This window comes from Nevskia ramosa DSM 11499, from assembly GCF_000420645.1.
Lineage (GTDB): Bacteria > Pseudomonadota > Gammaproteobacteria > Nevskiales > Nevskiaceae > Nevskia > Nevskia ramosa.
The window spans coordinates 65,725-81,878 of the sequence record NZ_ATVI01000012.1; the positions used below are offsets into that span (position 1 = coordinate 65,725).

16 protein-coding genes are annotated in these 16,154 nt (G+C 65.8%); 3 read left to right on the plus strand and 13 right to left on the minus strand.

Features of this window, described 5'->3' with window-relative positions:
• Positions 1-158 precede the first annotated feature (158 nt).
• From G513_RS0119140 to G513_RS0119160, 5 genes are all read right to left on the minus strand, one after another.
• The gene (locus G513_RS0119140) at positions 159-1,361 is read right to left on the minus strand and encodes an ammonium transporter (protein ID WP_022978476.1); all 1,203 of its coding nucleotides are present in this window, start codon (positions 1,359-1,361) and stop codon (positions 159-161) included.
• Positions 1,362-1,477: 116 nt separating this feature from the next.
• Positions 1,478-2,305 carry a transporter gene (locus G513_RS0119145; RefSeq protein ID WP_022978477.1) on the minus strand — a complete coding sequence of 276 codons (828 nt, stop codon included), beginning with the start codon at positions 2,303-2,305 and terminating at the stop codon, positions 1,478-1,480.
• Between the two features lie 78 nt (positions 2,306-2,383).
• The gene (locus G513_RS0119150) at positions 2,384-3,268 is read right to left on the minus strand and encodes a metal-dependent hydrolase (protein ID WP_022978478.1); all 885 of its coding nucleotides are present in this window, start codon (positions 3,266-3,268) and stop codon (positions 2,384-2,386) included.
• Positions 3,269-3,368: 100 nt separating this feature from the next.
• Positions 3,369-4,418, minus strand: coding sequence for an AraC family transcriptional regulator (locus G513_RS0119155; RefSeq protein ID WP_022978479.1), 1,050 nt, complete (start codon positions 4,416-4,418; stop codon positions 3,369-3,371).
• Positions 4,419-4,444: 26 nt separating this feature from the next.
• A complete protein-coding gene (locus tag G513_RS0119160; RefSeq protein WP_028475770.1) occupies positions 4,445-6,232 on the minus strand; it encodes an ABC transporter transmembrane domain-containing protein in 1,788 nt (595 codons plus the stop codon).
• A gap of 117 nt (positions 6,233-6,349) precedes the next feature.
• Here G513_RS0119160 and G513_RS0119165 point away from each other — a divergent pair, with 117 nt between their 5' ends.
• Together G513_RS0119165 and G513_RS0119170 are read left to right on the plus strand one after the other, a co-directional pair.
• Positions 6,350-7,573 carry an FAD-binding domain-containing protein gene (locus G513_RS0119165; protein WP_022978481.1) on the plus strand — a complete coding sequence of 408 codons (1,224 nt, stop codon included), beginning with the start codon at positions 6,350-6,352 and terminating at the stop codon, positions 7,571-7,573.
• A 151-nt stretch (positions 7,574-7,724) separates the two neighbouring features.
• A complete protein-coding gene (locus G513_RS0119170; RefSeq protein WP_022978482.1) occupies positions 7,725-8,411 on the plus strand; it encodes a hypothetical protein in 687 nt (228 codons plus the stop codon).
• A 17-nt stretch (positions 8,412-8,428) separates the two neighbouring features.
• Here G513_RS0119170 and G513_RS0119175 read toward each other — a convergent pair whose 3' ends face one another.
• Genes G513_RS0119175 through G513_RS0119190 form a run of 4 tightly spaced genes read right to left on the minus strand, consistent with a single transcriptional unit; the run spans position 8,429 to position 11,486 of the window.
• Positions 8,429-9,205 carry an enoyl-CoA hydratase/isomerase family protein gene (locus G513_RS0119175; protein WP_022978483.1) on the minus strand — a complete coding sequence of 259 codons (777 nt, stop codon included), beginning with the start codon at positions 9,203-9,205 and terminating at the stop codon, positions 8,429-8,431.
• Between the two features lie 26 nt (positions 9,206-9,231).
• A complete protein-coding gene (locus G513_RS0119180; protein ID WP_022978484.1) occupies positions 9,232-10,197 on the minus strand; it encodes an alpha/beta fold hydrolase in 966 nt (321 codons plus the stop codon).
• A 33-nt stretch (positions 10,198-10,230) separates the two neighbouring features.
• The gene (locus tag G513_RS24155; protein ID WP_022978485.1) at positions 10,231-11,187 is read right to left on the minus strand and encodes an esterase/lipase family protein; all 957 of its coding nucleotides are present in this window, start codon (positions 11,185-11,187) and stop codon (positions 10,231-10,233) included.
• Positions 11,184-11,486, minus strand: coding sequence for a hypothetical protein (locus G513_RS0119190; protein WP_022978486.1), 303 nt, complete (start codon positions 11,484-11,486; stop codon positions 11,184-11,186). Before G513_RS0119190 ends, G513_RS24155 begins: the two co-directional genes overlap by 4 nt.
• Before the next feature lie 141 nt (positions 11,487-11,627).
• Between G513_RS0119190 and G513_RS0119195 the strand changes: the two genes are divergently transcribed.
• Positions 11,628-12,620, plus strand: coding sequence for an NAD(P)H-dependent flavin oxidoreductase (locus tag G513_RS0119195; protein ID WP_022978487.1), 993 nt, complete (start codon positions 11,628-11,630; stop codon positions 12,618-12,620).
• 18 nt (positions 12,621-12,638) lie between these two features.
• Here the strand turns inward: G513_RS0119195 and G513_RS24160 are convergent, their stop codons facing one another.
• From G513_RS24160 to G513_RS0119215, 4 genes are read right to left on the minus strand one after another with little or no spacing between them, the layout of a single operon-like run.
• Entirely contained in the window at positions 12,639-13,292 is a 654-nt protein-coding gene (locus G513_RS24160) for a TetR/AcrR family transcriptional regulator (RefSeq protein ID WP_022978488.1), read from the minus strand.
• A 39-nt stretch (positions 13,293-13,331) separates the two neighbouring features.
• The gene (tesB, locus tag G513_RS0119205) at positions 13,332-14,213 is read right to left on the minus strand and encodes an acyl-CoA thioesterase II (protein ID WP_022978489.1); all 882 of its coding nucleotides are present in this window, start codon (positions 14,211-14,213) and stop codon (positions 13,332-13,334) included.
• Positions 14,214-14,257: 44 nt separating this feature from the next.
• Complete coding sequence (locus tag G513_RS0119210) at positions 14,258-15,442, minus strand: BaiN/RdsA family NAD(P)/FAD-dependent oxidoreductase (protein ID WP_022978490.1); 1,185 nt, start codon at positions 15,440-15,442, stop codon at positions 14,258-14,260.
• Positions 15,439-16,140 carry a pseudouridine synthase gene (locus G513_RS0119215; protein WP_022978491.1) on the minus strand — a complete coding sequence of 234 codons (702 nt, stop codon included), beginning with the start codon at positions 16,138-16,140 and terminating at the stop codon, positions 15,439-15,441. The genes G513_RS0119210 and G513_RS0119215 overlap by 4 nt, the downstream gene beginning before the upstream one ends.
• Positions 16,141-16,154 lie beyond the last annotated feature (14 nt).

Sequence of the window (16,154 nt, forward strand, 5' to 3'; positions counted from 1 at the left end):
TGTATCGGCGGCGACGCAGTGGCCTGAAACGCCCTGTCAACCGGCTGCGCAGCGCCTTGACACCGCCGGTCGCGAATGGCCCGAAACGGTGACGCAAAGCTGGCGCGGAAGGGCTTTTCGCGCTGTTTTCGATCAACGAAAGCCGAGCCCGTCGGGATCTACCAGTAGGTATCGCGCTCGGCGGTGGCGGCGATCTTGTGGATGCTCAGATCGGCGCCGTTGAACTCTTCTTCCGGGCTCAGGCGCAGGCCGAACGCGGCTTTCAGCGCGCCGTAGACGATCGCACCACCCGTGAAGGCGATGACCACGCCGAGCACGGTGCCGACCACCTGTGCGCCGAAACTCACACCGCCGATGCCGCCGAGGGCGGTCGAGCCGAAGATGCCGGCGGCCAGGCCGCCCCAGGCGCCGCAGAGGCCGTGCAGCGGCCAGACGCCGAGCACGTCGTCGATCTTCCAGCGGTTCTGGGTCAGGGTGAACATGTAGACGAACAGGCCGCCGGCCACGCCGCCGGTGGCCAGCGCGCCGAGCGGGTGCATCACATCCGAGCCGGCGCAGATCGCCACCAGCCCGGCGAGCGGGCCGTTGTGCACGAAGCCCGGATCGTTGCGGCCGACGAACAGCGCCACCAGGGTGCCGCCGACCATCGCCATCAGCGAGTTCATCGCCACCAGGCCGCTGATCTTGTCCAGCGTCTGCGCGCTCATCACGTTGAAGCCGAACCAGCCGACGATCAGGATCCAGGCCCCGAGCGCCAGGAACGGAATGCTCGACGGCGGATGCGCGGAGATTTCCCCGGTCTTCGCATAACGGCCGCGCCGGGCGCCGAGCAGCAGCACCGCCGCCAGCGCGATCCAGCCGCCGACCGCATGGACCACCACCGATCCGGCGAAGTCATGGAAGTTGGCGCCGAACGTCGCCAGCAGCCAGTCCTGGATGCCGAAGCCGCCGTTCCAGGCAATGCGCTCGAACAGCGGATAGACAAAGGCGACCAGCAGGAAAGTCGCCGCCAGCTGTGGATAGAAGCGGGCGCGTTCTGCGATGCCGCCGGAGACGATCGCCGGCACTGCCGCCGCGAAGGTCAGCAGGAAGAAGAACTTGGTCAGCTCGAAACCGCTGTGCTGCGACAGCTCGGCCGCCGGCGCATAGAAATGCTGGCCGTAGGCCAGCGCATAGCCGAACACGAAGTAAGCGAGCGTCGAGATCGCGAAATCGCAGAGGATCTTGACCAGGGCGTTGACCTGGTTCTTGCGCCGCACTGTCCCGAGTTCGAGGAACGCAAAGCCTGCGTGCATCGCCAGAATCATGATCGCGCCCAACAGGATGAACAGGACGTCGGACGGCGTCTTGATGTCGTGCACTGCTTTGGTCTCCGCCAGGGGTTATCCGGCGTCTATCTGGTGCGCCGGGCCGCGGATTATTGCCGATTCGTGATCGACATCGGTGCGTTGCGCACCATTTTGAGTTTGGGCTCGACTTACTTGAAGCGAAATGCCAGGCCGGTCCCGACAAAGTAATCGTCCGAGGCGTCGTTCAGTCCCCTGCCGACGCGGAGGTCGATCTGCAGGTCGCCGCTCAGGGCACAGGTCAGTCCGACGTCGAGGTAGTGCTCGATCGATGCCGTAGCGCTGCTGACAGGGAACAGCGCATACCACTCGAAGAACGACGACAGGTTTTCGGTCAGCGACAAGCCGAGGCTGAGCGATTGGGCCCATTCCGTGTAGCTGTGCGCATCGTCATCGACCGCGAGATTGAGGTGGGTGCTGGCGTCCATCGACAGCGCATCGCTCAGGTCCCAGCCGTAAAGCAGATTGATGCCGGGCAGGACCCTGTCTGCGGAAAATTTCGCCGAGCCGGTGGGTACGGTCATCTGCGGTACCACGGCGAGGCCGGGCAGCAGCCCGTCCTGCTGCATCAGGGTCAGCTTGACGCCCAGGGACAGGTCTTCGATACCAGACCGGGTCGTTGTCGATCGCTCGGTGACCGGCGCCACGGCCATTCGCAATTCGATCCAGTTGGCCAACACGCCATAGCGAATCATCGGCTCGCCCCAGCTGTGGCTTTCGGTGCCGCTGGCCTTGGTGAAGGTGTAGCCCGTTTCCAGCTGCAGCACGCCCAGGCCGACGGTACTGCTGGCGTCGGTGAAGTCCGGCCGATCGGTATTGATGTCGCCCAGCGGCCCCAGCGTTGCTGGCCGGCCGGCCCACGAGAACAGGCTTGCCGGCAAGTCTTCGCGGTCCTGTGCGAGCAGCGATTGCGCAGGCAGGCAGGACAGCAACGAGGCCAGCAGGACGGGACCGCGCATGGAGATGCTGATCTGGGGGGATGTCGGCTGGATTCTAGTGTTTGCGAACCTCGATCGATGGGCCGGACCAGCGACGGCTCAAGCCGCCCCGGCGTAAGCCTCATTGCCGGCCGCCACCGCGTTGCCGCCGTTCTGCGCATAGGCAACGCGCCAGCGTTCATAGGCGCCCATGCCGCCGTCCTGCCAAGGATGGAAGCCGGGCTTGTAGTAGGCGAGGTAATGACCCATCAGCGGGCGGAACAGGCCGTTCCAGCCGTACAGCCAGCGCAGGCCGCGCGCCCAGAGGCCGAAGCGCTCGCGGAAGCTGTAGCCATCGACGATCAGCATGTGACGCAGGATCAGGAACACGTGCAGCGGGAACATCACCGAGGTGTAGAGCATCACGCCGGCGCGGGTGAAATAGCCGGCCTTGGCGACGTTCTTCAGCACGTCGAAGGCCACCGCCTTGTGCTCGATCTCTTCGACGCCATGCCAGATGTACATCGCCCGGATGCGCGGATCGGCCTCGGCGAACACGTCCGGCCGATCGAAGAAGCTGTGCGCCATGATCGAGGTCAGATGCTCGGCGGCGGCGGTCTGCGCCAGCGTGAACGAGGCCGGCATCAGCTCGCGGATGCGGGCAAGGATCTTCCGCGTGTTGGCCTCGATGTTGTCGACTCTCACGCCCTGCGCCTGCAGGCGATCGTTGAACTGCTTGTGCACGCGGCCGTGCTGCGCTTCCTGGCGCATGAAGTCCTTGACCTGCTGCTGCAGTTCCGGATCGACGATCTCGTCCTTGTAGTCGCGCACGCAGGTGATGAAGAACTTTTCGCCTTCCGGGAACAGCGTCGACATCGCGTCGAAGAAGCGCGACTTGAAGGCGTCGCCGCCGAACCAGTAGCGCGGGATGTCGCCATCGAGATCGAAGTCGACCTCGGTGCGCGGCACGATCGGGTAGCCGGATGCGGTGGTGGTCTGCTTCATGGGGCTGCGCCTTTCACGGAATTCGTGAGGGGACTCTAGGCGTCACGCCCGGGACCGGATATGACCGGCCGCGACCCGAGGGAACATTTCGCGACAGTCTTCAGCCTTCGGAACCTTGTCGACCCCGGAACGCGCTCGGCGACAACCCGGACCAGCGGGTGAATGCCCGGGTGAAACTGCGGCGATCGGAAAAGCCCAGCCGCTCGCTGATCGTTTCCAGATCCTGCGGGGTGTCCTGCAGCCACTTCGCGGCGAGCCGGAAGCGGGCACGGTCCTGCAGATCGGCGTAGCGCTGATCCTCGTCCTGCAGGCGCCGCTGCATGGTTCGAGGATGCAGGCCGATCGCCGCCGCCATCCGTTCCAGGCCCTGACCGAGCAGGGCCGGTTGTGCCTCGAAAGCCTGTTCGATCGACGCAACAAGACCTTGGTTGGGACCGAGCTTGGTGGGCAGCTTCGCGAGGCGTTGCTCGACCCGATACTCGGCCTGCTTGTGCAGCGCCGGGAACGCGCCTTCGAGCGGGCGATCGAGCAGCATGCGGTCGAAAGCCAGCAGGTGTTCGGGCTGATCGAACAGCACCGGTACTCGGAAATAGGCTTCGTAGGCCTCGCCATGCGCCGGGCGCGCATGGCGGAAACACAGCCGCAGGAATGGCGCCGAGGGTCCAAGCAGGCGCCGGCCGAATTTGACGATCGACGCGAAGGTGGTCTCGCTGAAATAGGGATTCGGCGGCGGCTCCACCCCGGCCGCGAGCTTCAGCACCAGATGCGCTTCGTTGCCGGCGTCTTCGAGCTGGACCTGGATCATCGGGTTGATCAGTTCGCGCACCCAGTCGAACACCCGCAGGCCGTCGCGCAGGGTCGGGCTGGTGGTGAGGTAGGTGTCGATGTCCGGCAGGTAATCGAAGGCGAAGGTTTCGCCGAGCACGAACGGAAAATGCAGCGGCGAATCGCGGGTGCGCGCCACGCAGGCGCTCATTACCTGCTGCAGCAGCGGAGCGCTGACCGTCGCGCTTTCGAGATGGATCAGGTCCATCTCGATGCCGACTTCACGAAACACCGGCTCGATGTTGAAACCGCACTGCGACGCCGCCTTGACCCAGTTCGGCAGGGTGATGAACGGAATCGGATCGAGATGCAGCGGCTGGGTCATCGGCCGAGTATGCCGCGCGGCCTTGTTCAGGCCATCAACTGCAGGCTCGCCAGCCGCGCGTACAGGCCGCCGCTGTGCAGCAGCTCGGCCGGCGTTCCGATCTCGACGATCCTGCCGGCTTCGAGCACGACGATGCGATCGGCGCGCTGCACCGTCGCCAGACGGTGGGCAATGATCAGGGTCGTGCGGCCGACCATCGCCGCTTCGAGGCCGCGCTGCACGAAGGCTTCGCTTTCGGCATCGAGCGCGCTGGTGGCTTCGTCGAGCAGCAGCAGCGGCGGATTCTTGAGGATCGCGCGGGCGATCGCCAGACGCTGGCGCTGACCGCCGGACAGGCGCACGCCGCGCTCACCGAGGAAGGTTTTATAGCGATCCGGCAGGCGATCGAGGAACTCGTCGGCCCGCGCAGTGCGGGCTGCCTGCTGCACCTGCTCGTCGGTGGCGTCGGCGTTGCCGTAGCGGATATTGGCGCTGGCGTCGGCGGAAAAGATCACCGCGTCCTGCGGCACGATGCCGATCTGGGCGCGCAGCTCGGCGGGATCGAGATCGCGCAGATCGATGCCGTTGAAGCGGATGCTGCCAGCACCTGAATCGACGTCGTAGTAACGGAGCAGCAGCTGGAAGATCGTCGTCTTGCCGGCGCCGCTGGGGCCGACCAGCGCCACGGTTTCGCCTTCGCGGATGTCCAGCGTCAGGCCGTCGAGCGAGGCCGTGTCGGGCCGCGACGGATAGTGGAAATGCACGTTCTGGAATTCGATCCGCGCCTGCCGCGTCTGCGGCAGCGGCTTGGGATTGGCGGGCGGCTGGATGCGGCTTTCGGCATGCAGCAGTTCGATCAGGCGCTCGGTGGCGCCGGCCGCGCGAAGCACGTCACCCCAGACTTCGGCGATCACGCCGACACCGCCGGCGGTCAGCACTGCATAGAGCACGAACGAGGCGAGCTGGCCGGCGCTCATGGTGCCGGCGATCACCGCGTGGGCGCCGAGCCAGAGCACGAAGACGATGGCGCCGAACACGCCGGCGATCACCGACGCGGTCATCAGCGCGCGCAGCCGGGCGCGGCGGATCGCCGACTTGAAGCTGTCGTCGACACTGGCGTCATAGCGCGCCGATTCGCGACCTTCCTGGGTGAAGGCCTGCACGGTGGGAATCGCGTTGAGGATTTCGCCGGCGACTGCCGAGGTATCGGCGAGGCGATCCTGGGCATCGCGGGACATCCGGCGCACGCCGCGGCCGATCAGCACCAGCGGCACCACGACCACGGCGAGCAGCACCACGGTGATCACGAACAGGCGCGGCGAAGTCACGCCGAGCATCACCAGACCGCCGATGAACTGCAGCAGGCTGCGCAGGCCCATCGATACCGAGGAGCCGACCACGGTTTGGACCAGGGTGGTGTCGCCGGTCAGCCGCGACAGCACTTCGCCGGTGCGCGTGGTTTCGAAAAATTCCGGCGACTGCGCCAGCATCCGGCGATAGACCGCGCTGCGCAGATCGGCGGTGACCCGTTCGCCGATCCAGCTGACGAAGTAGAAGCGGCCGGCAGTGGCCATCGCCCAGAAGATGGCGAGCAGGCCGAGGGCTGCGAAGTGCGCGTTGATGTGGCTGTCGGCAGCGGCGTTGGCGACGAAGCCCTTGTCGATCAGATCGCGGAACGCCAGCGGCACCATCAGCATCGCACCGGAGCTGAGGATCAGCGTCACCGTCGCCATGATCAGCCGGCCGCGATACGGCGCCAGGAACGGCAGCAGGCCGGCGAGGGCGGACAGCTTGCGGCGCGGCGGGGTGGTATCGGAGGCGGCGGTTGCGGTCATTGAACGGTCTGGAAGCTGGTGCGGCGGGGATTGTCGCTGGATGGCGGTTTCGATGCTTGCATCCGTGGCGGCGATCACGCAGCGTCGGCGCCCGATCTTCGCGCCTGCCCATCCACGATGACCACCTTCATCCCGACCCGCGCCGCCGCGCTCGCGCGGCTGGCCGAGTTCCTGCCCAACGCCGGCAGCCACTACGCGAACGAGCGCAACAGTGATCTTGGCCCCACGCAGCGTGACAACGTGTCGCTGCTGTCACCCGCGGTGCGTCATCGTCTGATCACCGAGGACGAGATTGTCCGCGCCGTGCTCGGCAGCCATTCGTTCCAGGCCGCCGAGAAGTTCATCCAGGAAGTCTGCTGGCGCACTTACTGGAAGGGCTGGCTGGAACTGCGGCCGAAGGTCTGGCGCGATTATCAGAGCCAGCTCGAAGACCTGATCGGCAAGATCAGCGAGGGTTCCGGACTGGATAGGCCGTTCCGCAAGCGCTATCAGGCGGCCGTCGACGGCCATACCGGCATCGCCTGTTTCGATGCCTGGACACAGGAGCTGCGCAGCACCGGCTACCTGCACAACCACACGCGCATGTGGTTCGCGTCGATCTGGATCTTCACCCTGAACCTGCCGTGGCAGCTCGGAGCGGACTTCTTCCATCGCCATCTGCTGGATGGTGATCCCGCCTCGAACACCTTGAGCTGGCGCTGGGTCGCGGGCCTGCAGACGCAGGGCAAGCATTACCTGGCGCGCGCCGAGAACATCCAGCAGTACACGGCGGAGCGCTGGTCGCCGAAAGGTCAGCTGAAGGAAGACGCCAGCCCGCTGCCGGCGGACGCGATTCCGGCGGCAGGAAAACTCGGCGAACTGCCGCTGCCGAACGCGCGCAAGCGCACGGCGCTGTGGCTGCATGAGGACGATCTCTGCGCCGAGTCCTGGCCGGCCGTCGACGGCCTCGATGTCGTCGCGATCGCGGGCGATGTGTCGCCGGCGAGTCGCTCCTGGCTGCCGGTCAGCGACTCGGTGATCGCCTACTCCGAAGCGGCACTGGCCGATGGCCTGGGCCGCGCCGGCGCGCATTACCGCCAGCCGGCCCAACGAGTGCTGACCGCCGATCGTCAGCGCTGGCTGGCCGAGCACGGCATCGAACAGGTGGTCACGGCCCATGCGTCGGTCGGCCCGGCGGCCGGAGCGCTCGGTCTGTTGACGCGCGATCTGCGCGCGCGGGGTATCAGCCTGGTGCAGCTGCGTCGCGCCTGGGACACGGCCTTCTGGCCGCATGCCGACAGGGGCTTCTTCCAGTTGCGCGAACAGATTCGCCCGGTGCTCGCCGGACTGCGGATTTCTTGAATCGAAGACGGGTCAGCGGTATTGCCGGGCCGATTGCTGGCCGCATTCGTTAGCAGCCGCCAAGTCACTGTGCTAACAGGAAATTTTGACGCCACCGCGGCATGGGATGTGCATAGTTGATCCCGTAGCTCAACCGCTCTAGGAGGTCGTCATGCAATCGCCCGACTTTGCGCAGTTTGGTGCCACCGCGCTGGAACAGAGGGATCTGCTGTTCCTGTTCGAGCATTTCCCGGTGCCGGAAACCGATGCCGTGGAAGCCGCGCGCCGGGTCATCGAACAGCCGAGCACCTTGGAATCCCTGCTCGAAAGCCGCTACGTGCAGGATGCGATGCTCGATCCGGCTTCGGCCTGGGTCGATGTCTCGCCGAAGCTCTACTTCAACGTGATGCTGCGCCGGGCGCTGGCCGGCCGCCGTGATTCCGGCGAGCGCCGGACGATCCACTATCTGTCGAACCTGCTGGCGCTGTTCTCGAACAGCGAGCGCCTGCATCGCGTGCAGGCCGGCGAAGCGCAGGACTACGACTATCTCGTCGATCTGATGTTCGAGGCCCAGAACGCCGGCCACGAACGGCGCTTCCTGGTGCTGTCGCAGATCGGCAATTACGCGCTGTTCCTGGCCGGCTGGTGCGCGCCGTGGATCGAACATCGCCGCCGCTACTTCAATCGGCCGCTGGGCCTGGACTACTACTGCAACATGAGCCGCTCGCACTTCGCTTCAGCCGCGAAGCACGAACTGGCCGATACCTTTGGCTTGAAGCCGGTGTTCGCGCAGCTGGCGGTGCGCTTCGATTACTACCGGGGTGGCATCGAGCGGATGGCGAGTACCGCCCTGCACTGAGCCCCGGTAGTGCAGAACTACTTCTTGAACCAGGTAGCGCCGGACAAGGAGGCCAGCGCTTCCAGTGCCAGCCCGCCGTGCAGGTCATCGGCCAATGCCCGCTTCAGCGGACGGGTCAGCACGTGCCGGGTGTTGCGCAACAGGATCGGATTACGGCCGGCGAGGTCAACGGCCAGGGCCTGGGCGCGCGGCATCAGTTCCTGCGTCGGGAGCACTTCGCCGACTACGCCCAGTGCCCTGGCTTCTTCGGCGGCGATCTTCTGGCCGGTGAGCAGGAAGTAGCGGCCGCGATTCGGCCCGAGCAGCAGCGGCCAGATCACCTGCACGCCATCGCCGGGCACCAGACCGCCGGGGAAATGCGGCGCGTCCTGGAAGTAGGTGCTGTCGGCGGCCAGCACGATGTCGCAGAGCACGGCCAGTTCGGAATGCACGGTGACCGGGCCGTTGACGGCGGCGATCATCGGCACTTCGATGTCGAGCAGGTTGTGCAGCAGGCGGTTGCCTTCGCGGATGATCCGATCCCAGATTTCCGCCGGATATTCGCCGCGCGCCAGTGCGCCGGGACCATCGCCGGGCGGCAGCTTGATGAAGGCGTCGCCGCTGCCCGTCAGGATCACCACCCGGTTGTCGCGATCAGCGGCGATGGCGCCGAACAGTTCGCCGAGTTCGGCATGCGGCGCCGCGCCCCAGATCAGTGGGCCACCGTCGCTGTGCATGCGCACGGTCAGCACGCCGGCGTCGTCGCGGCTGACTTCGGCCGTGCTGTAGCGGTGCTGGTAGTCGATCAGTTTCATGACGCGGCCACCTCCAGCTGTGGGGCTCAGTCGCCGAGACCGGCGCGGAATGCCAGGTAATCCTGCGCTGCCCGGCCCGGTGCTTCCAGCATCGGCAGATGACCGATGCCGGCCATCATCAACACTTTCGAGTTCGGCAGCAGGCGATGCAGAATCGCGGCGCCGGAAGGATGCAGCACGCGATCCTTATCGCCCCAGACGATCAGGGTCGGCGTCGCCAGCGGCGGATTCATTTCAGCCAGTGTTGCGTCGAGCGCGCCGGACTGCTCGCGAATCTCGCCGAAGATGTGTTCGTTGAGCGCGTAGTTGGCGATCTGCCGATCGATCAGCACTTGTCGCACCGGCGCCGGAATGAACGGCGGCTTCTGCATCACGAACTGCATCAGCCGGCCGAAGTCCTGAGCGCTGCGGGCGAACAGCGGCGGCGGCATGCCGGCGGCGAGCAGCTTGCTCATTTCCGAGTCTTCGGCCGACATCATGCCGGCCGGATCGAGCAGCCACAGGCTTTGCACGGCTTCCGGATGGGCGATCGCATAGGCCGCCGAAATCCAGCCACCCATCGAGTTGCCGCCGAGGTGAAAACGGGTCAGACCGAGCTTGCTGACGACCAGCGCAACGCGTTCCACCTGATCGCTGATCCGGTAGCGGGCATCGGCCGGTTTCGAGCTTTCGCCGAAGCCGGGCAGATCGATCGCATAGACGCGGTAGCGCTTGGTCAGCGTGGCGGCGACGCGGGTCCAGTTGTCCTTGTCGGCGCCGATGCCGTGCAGCAACAGCAGCGGTGGCGCATTGGCCGGGCCGCCTTCCAGATAGACGATGTGAAGGTTCCCCTCCTTGGCATCGATGTCCATTTCCGAACGCTGCAGCCCGGCGCGCATCCGCTCCAGGCTCATCGCGGTATCGGCAATCTTCTTCGGCGCCAGGAAGTACAGGCCGATGTAGACGGCAATGGTCAGCGCGAGCAGCAGCAGGAAGGCTTTCAGGATCAGCACGGAAACTCCGGGGTAGCGAAAACAGAGAAGGCTTCAGGCCAGCCAGCGCGACAGCTGCGTGTAGACGTCGGGATGATTGACCAGCCGCAGATGATGCAGGCTGGGCAACATCAGGCCGTCGCCATCGATGAACGGCACTTTCAGCGTTTCGTTCAGATGATGGCCGCTGGCGCTGTCGTGCAGCACCAGACCATCGCCGATCCAGCGCGTCCGCGGATGCAGCGGGCCGTCGCCGAGCATCGCGCCGATGAAGTGCAGCCGCGCCTTCGGCAGGCGCAGCACTGGCTGGCGGGTGTCGTGACCGATCAGGTCCTGATCGTGGTCGCGCCAATCGTCGTGGCGCAGGCTGCCGTGGCGCAGATCCTTGATGCCGGCCGAGCGGGCGTTGATCGCCGTCGCCAGCGGGCGAGTGATGTCGAGCATGCCGAGCAGGCTGGTCGCCAGATGGCCGAAGCGCTCCAGCGGCGCGCCGTGATGCGGGCTGCCGAGGCAGACCAGATGGGTGATCTTTTCCGGCCACAACAAGCCCTGTTCGAGCGCCTGATGCGCTGCACTGCGGGCGATCAGCCCGCCCATGCTGTGACCGATCAGCGCCACGCGGCGCACTTTCACCGGCCAGTTTGCGAGCAGGGTTTCGAGTGCGGCGGCGAAGTCCTCGCCGTTCTCGGAGATGTGCCGGCCGCTGTTGTAGCGGAGGAACACCGGCGTGTAGCGGTGCTCGCGCTGCAGCTTCGAGGCGTAGGTATCGCCATCGTGCTGGTCGGCATAGGTCGACCAGATGTGCTCGTCGCAGCACAGGCCGTGCAGGAACACCGCGATGTCACCGCTGGCGTCCGGATGCTCGGCGGCGAGCGCCGCGCGAGTCAGCGACAGCAGGCAGCCCTGGCGATCACGGAAGCCGAACGTGGTCGCCAGGCCATTGCCGCTTTTGGCGAGGAAATCGCCGAACACGCCATTGGTAGCGCTGACGACCGCTTGCAGGCGATTCACCAGCGCACCCGCCCCGGCTGATCCTGAATCTGGTCGAGCACCCGGATCGCCGCATCGCAGCCGACCGCGCTCAGGCCACGGACGCCGAGGTGCACGCCTTTGGTGATGCCGTCGTGGAACTGCCGAACCACGCCGCTGAACTGCGCCACCACCGGCACGAAAGCCAGCACGCGGAACGGTTTGTCGGCGATCGCCAGATGGGTTTCCTCGATGCGGGCGCTGCCGCGATCGATGCCAGCCTTAAGTAAGGCGATGGCGCCGCGCAACTGGCGCGATGATTCGTCGGTGCTTGCGGACATGATGGCGACCCGGTTGGTGATGTGAACAATCGTGCACAAATATTTGCGCCCTGTCCACTGCAGTCTCTTTCTGGTTCTGCCCGTTGCCCGCAGAATCGCGCCCAAACTATCAGCCGCCCACTCGTATTACGGAGATTCCCCTTGGCCCTGCCTGCCGTGCTGCAAAACCTGCGTCTGCCGGTGATCTGTTCGCCGATGTTCATCGCCTCGAACCCGCGTCTGGTCATCGAGCAGTGCAAGGCTGGCTTGGTCGGCTCGTTCCCGGCGCTGAACGCGCGGCCGCAGTCGCGGCTTGGCGAGTGGCTGGTCGAGATCGAAACCGCGCTGGCGGCGTTCGAGGCGGCCAATCCGGGTAAGAAGGCGGCGCCGTTCGCGGTCAACCAGATCGTCCACAAGTCCAACGATCGCCTCGAAGCCGACATGGCGACCTGCGTCGAGCACAAGGTGCCGATTATCATCACCTCCCTGCGCGCGCCGGACGCCATCGTTCCGGCCGTGCACAGCTACGGCGGTCTGGTGTTCCATGACGTGATCAGCGTGCGCCACGCGCAGAAAGCGCTGGAAGCCGGTGTCGACGGCCTGATCCTGGTCTGCGCCGGTGCCGGCGGCCACGCCGGCACCTTGTCGCCGTTCGCGCTGGTCGGCGAGATCCGCAAGTTCTACAAGGGACCGATCATCCTGTCCGGCTCGATCGCCAGCGGCGACGCCATCCTCAGCGCGCAGGCGATGGGCGCCGACATCGCCTACATCGGCACCCGCTGGCTGGCCACGCCGGAAGCGAATGTCAGCGACGGCTATCGCCAGGCGATCGTCGAATCCGGCGCTGGCGACATCGTCTACACGCCGTATTTCTCGGGCGTGCATGGCAACTATCTGAAGAAGAGCATCGTCCTCGCCGGCATGGACCCGGACAATCTCCCGCACGCCGACGCCAGCAAGATGAACCTAGGCAGCGGCGGCGCCGATGCCGACAGCAGCACCGCCAAGGCCTGGAAGGACATCTGGGGCGCCGGTCAGGGCGTGGGCCTGATCGACTCGATCAAGCCGACTGCCGAAGTGGTCAACCAGCTGGAAGCCGAGTACCGCGCGGCGAAGGCGCGGATGCTGGCGGCGTCGCAGGCCTACGCAGGCTGATGACCACGTAGCAGGCGGCTAATCGGCCGCCTGCTTCCTGCGCCGTTCCGAGCGCGCCGAGGCTTCGACGACCGCCAGCAGACGCGGTCCGAACAGCGTATCGAGCATTGGCTGGATCAACTCTTCCAGGCTGCGGCCGACGGTCAACTGGCCAGCCAGATGCAGGCTCAGCAAACCGTGGAGCGCTGCCCAGGTGACGTGCGCGCCGGTCGCCCCATCGCCGGGAATCAGTCTGGCATCGACGGCTTCCTGGTACGCGGTCTGAACTGTCGCCATCGCGCGCAGCCGCGCCGCGTGCAGTTCGGGGAAATCGGTCGGATCGGGCTGGCTCAGCGAGAACATCAGCCGGTACTCGGACGGCTGTGATTGCGCGAAGGCGATGGCGGTTCGGGCAATCGCATGCAGCTTGAGCAGTGGCGACTCCAGGCCTTCGACGGCGGCTTCCAACAGCGCGGTCAGGCGCTCGAACCACACGGCGCGCAGTGCCGCAAAGATGTGTTCCTTGTTCTTGAAATAGCGATACGGCAGCGCCTGGCTGCGGCCCATTGCCGCGGCGATCGCCCGCAAGGTCACGGCATCGTAGCCATCACGTTCATAGAGCGCCGCAGCGGCCGCGCAGATTTCGGCGCGGACGCCGTCGGCTGCTTCGGTGGATAGGCGGGGGCGAGCCATGGGCCGGGATGCGTCCGATCAGCAGAATGCGCGTTGCAATCAGCGCGTGATCTGCCGCATCAAGCACTCCTGCGCCGCGCTCGCCACCAGCCGGCCAGTGCGGTCATAGATCAGCCCGCGCGACATGCCGCGCACCGATTGCGCACTCGGCGAATCCATCGCGTACAGCAGCCAGTCGTCGGCGCGCACGTCGCGGTGGAACCACAGCGCGTGGTCGATCGAGGCGACGATCATGTCGCTGGAGAACCAGCTGCGGCCGTGCGGCAATAGTGCGGTCGAGGCCAGATTGAAATCGGAGGCGTAGGCGAGCACGCAGCGGTGCAGCATCGGATCGTCCGGCAGCTTGCCGGCGGCGCGGAACCAGATGCCCTGCTGCGGCGCCCGCTTCTCCGGCTGGAACGGGTCCATCGGCGCTACCCAGGCGAACTCGAAGGCCTGCTCGTTGGTGAAGGCGATGCGCAGGCGCTCGGGGAAATCCGGGTTGCGCGCCACTTCGTCCGCCAGCCATTGCTTGCGCAATTCCAGCTGGCTGGCCAGCGATTCCGGCGTCGGCACCTCGGGCATTTCGACCTGATGCTCGAAGCCTTCCTCGGCGCGCTGGAACGAGGCCATCAGGGTCAGGATCGGCTGGCCGTGCTGGATCGCCTGCACGCGGCGCGTGGTGAAGCTGCGGCCATCACGGACCCGATCGACTTCGTAGACGATCGCCGCATCCATGTCGCCCGGGCGCAGGAAGTAGGCGTGCAGTGAATGCGGCAACTGGCCTTCGACGGTGCGCGTCGCCGCGACCAGCGCCTGGCTGACCACCTGGCCGCCGTAGACGCTGCGGCCGCCGAGATGGCGGGACTGGCCCCGAAACAGGTTGACTTCCAGGGGTTCCAGATCGAGCAGGCTGACCAGATCGGCGAGGCAGGGGTTCATCGGTTTTCCACTTGTCTTAGATATGAAAGGGTAGCCCAGAGCGCTCACACCGAGTGTCCGGCCGCGTGGCCGGACGCCCAGGCCCACTGGAAGTTGTAGCCGCCGAGCCAGCCGGTGACATCGACCACTTCGCCGATGAAGTACAGGCCGGGCTGATGCCTGGACATCATCGTGCTCGATGACAGGCCATTGGTATCAACGCCACCGAGTGTCACTTCGGCGGTGCGATAGCCCTCGGTGCCGCTGGCGGTGATCGGCCATTCGCTGAGCTGCGCGGCGATCGCTTTCAGCTCGGCGGCGCGGTACTGGCGCAGCGGCTTGTTGGCGATCCAGCGCTCGCACAAGCGCTGGGCGAAGCGCTTCGGCAGCGCTTCGGAAAGCACTGTCTTGAGTTCGCTGGCCGGTCGTTCGGCTTGTTGCGCGGCGAGCCAGGTTTCGGCGTCATCGTTCGGCAGCAGGTTCAGGGACAGCGGCTGTCCCGGCTGCCAGTACGAGGAAATCTGCAGGATCGCCGGGCCGCTGAGGCCACGATGGGTCAGCAGCAGCGCGCCACGAAAGCTCGTGTCTTCGGCCGAGACTTCGACTGGCAAGGCGACGCCGGACAGATCGGCGTAATCCTCCAGCGGCTTGCCGGACAAGGTCAGCGGCACCAGGCCGGCGCGCGTCGGCAGCACGTCGTGGCCGAACTGCCTGGCGAGCTGATAGCCGAAGCCGGTTGCGCCCATCGAAGGAATCGACAGGCCGCCGGTGGCGACGACGATCGAAGCGGCCGAGTAGACGCCGCGCGCGGTGATGACCTCAAAGACGCCGTTGCGCTGCTGCACGGCGTTGATCGTGCAATCGGTCTCGATCACCACATTCGCATCGCGGCATTCGTCGAGCAGCATGCGCAGGATCAGCTTCGAGGATTCGTCGCAGAACAGCTGGCCGAGTTCCTTCTCGTGGTACTTGATGCCGTGCTTGTCGACCAGCGCGATGAAATCCCAGGGCGTGTAGCGGGCGAGCGCGGACTTGCAGAAATGCGGATTGGCCGACAGGTAGTTCGCTGCCGTCGTCCCGGTATTGGTGAAATTGCAGCGCCCGCCGCCGGACATCAGGATCTTCTTGCCGACCTTGTTGGCGTGCTCGATGACGCGCACCCGCTTGCCACGCTGGCCGGCCGTGAACGCGCAGAACAGGCCGGCGGCGCCGGCGCCGAGCACCAGCACGTCGTCGGTGGTGATGGTCACCAGACCTTGCGCTCGGGCAGCAGGCCGCGCAGCTCTTCCGGCGTCAGATCGCGCCACGCCCCGACCTTCAGATTGCCCAGCCGCACATTGATGATGCGCACCCGCTGCAGGCGCACCACCTTGTAATCGAAGGCGGCGCACATGCGGCGAATCTGCCGGTTCAGGCCCTGGGTCAAGGTGATCTTGAAGCTGAACTCGCCGAGCGCTTCGAGCTTGCAGGGCTTGGTGCGTTCTTCTAGTTCGGTGAGAAAAACGCCGCGGCTCATCACGGTGATGAAGCTTGGTGTCACCGCGCGGTTCACGGTCACCCGGTATTCCTTCTCGTGATTGTTTTCCGAGCGCAGGATTTCGTTGACGATGTCGCCGTTGTTGGTCAGCAGGATCAGACCATCGGAGTCCTTGTCGAGCCGGCCGATCGGGAAGATGCGTTCGCGGTGCTTGATGAAATCGACGATGTTGCCGGCGACGTGGCGCTCGGTCGTGCAGGTGATGCCGACCGGCTTGTTCATCGCGATGTAGACGTGGCTGGACGCGGCACCGATCGGCTTGCCGTCGACTGCCACCGTGTCGCCATCGTTGACCTGGGTGCCGAGGGTCGCGATCACGCCATTGACCGAGACGCGGCCGGCCTCGATCCAGCCATCGGCTTCGCGGCGCGAGCTGATGCCGGTTTCGGCGATGAATTTGTTCAGACGCATGGGTTCAGCCGCAT

What these genes read in the sequence shown, in the direction of transcription:
- G513_RS0119145 (WP_022978477.1), bottom strand. Translation starts at nt 2,305, where the DNA reads ATGCGCGGTCCCGTCCTGCTGGCCTCGTTGCTGTCCTGCCTGCCTGCG.
- G513_RS0119150 (WP_022978478.1), bottom strand. Translation starts at nt 3,268, where the DNA reads ATGAAGCAGACCACCACCGCATCCGGCTACCCGATCGTGCCGCGCACC.
- G513_RS0119155 (WP_022978479.1), bottom strand. Translation starts at nt 4,418, where the DNA reads ATGACCCAGCCGCTGCATCTCGATCCGATTCCGTTCATCACCCTGCCG.
- G513_RS0119160 (WP_028475770.1), bottom strand. Translation starts at nt 6,232, where the DNA reads ATGACCGCAACCGCCGCCTCCGATACCACCCCGCCGCGCCGCAAGCTG.
- G513_RS0119165 (WP_022978481.1), top strand. Translation starts at nt 6,350, where the DNA reads ATGACCACCTTCATCCCGACCCGCGCCGCCGCGCTCGCGCGGCTGGCC.
- G513_RS0119170 (WP_022978482.1), top strand. Translation starts at nt 7,725, where the DNA reads ATGCAATCGCCCGACTTTGCGCAGTTTGGTGCCACCGCGCTGGAACAG.
- G513_RS0119175 (WP_022978483.1), bottom strand. Translation starts at nt 9,205, where the DNA reads ATGAAACTGATCGACTACCAGCACCGCTACAGCACGGCCGAAGTCAGC.
- G513_RS0119190 (WP_022978486.1), bottom strand. Translation starts at nt 11,486, where the DNA reads ATGTCCGCAAGCACCGACGAATCATCGCGCCAGTTGCGCGGCGCCATC.
- G513_RS24160 (WP_022978488.1), bottom strand. Translation starts at nt 13,292, where the DNA reads ATGGCTCGCCCCCGCCTATCCACCGAAGCAGCCGACGGCGTCCGCGCC.
- tesB (WP_022978489.1), bottom strand. Translation starts at nt 14,213, where the DNA reads ATGAACCCCTGCCTCGCCGATCTGGTCAGCCTGCTCGATCTGGAACCC.
- G513_RS0119215 (WP_022978491.1), bottom strand. Translation starts at nt 16,140, where the DNA reads ATGCGTCTGAACAAATTCATCGCCGAAACCGGCATCAGCTCGCGCCGC.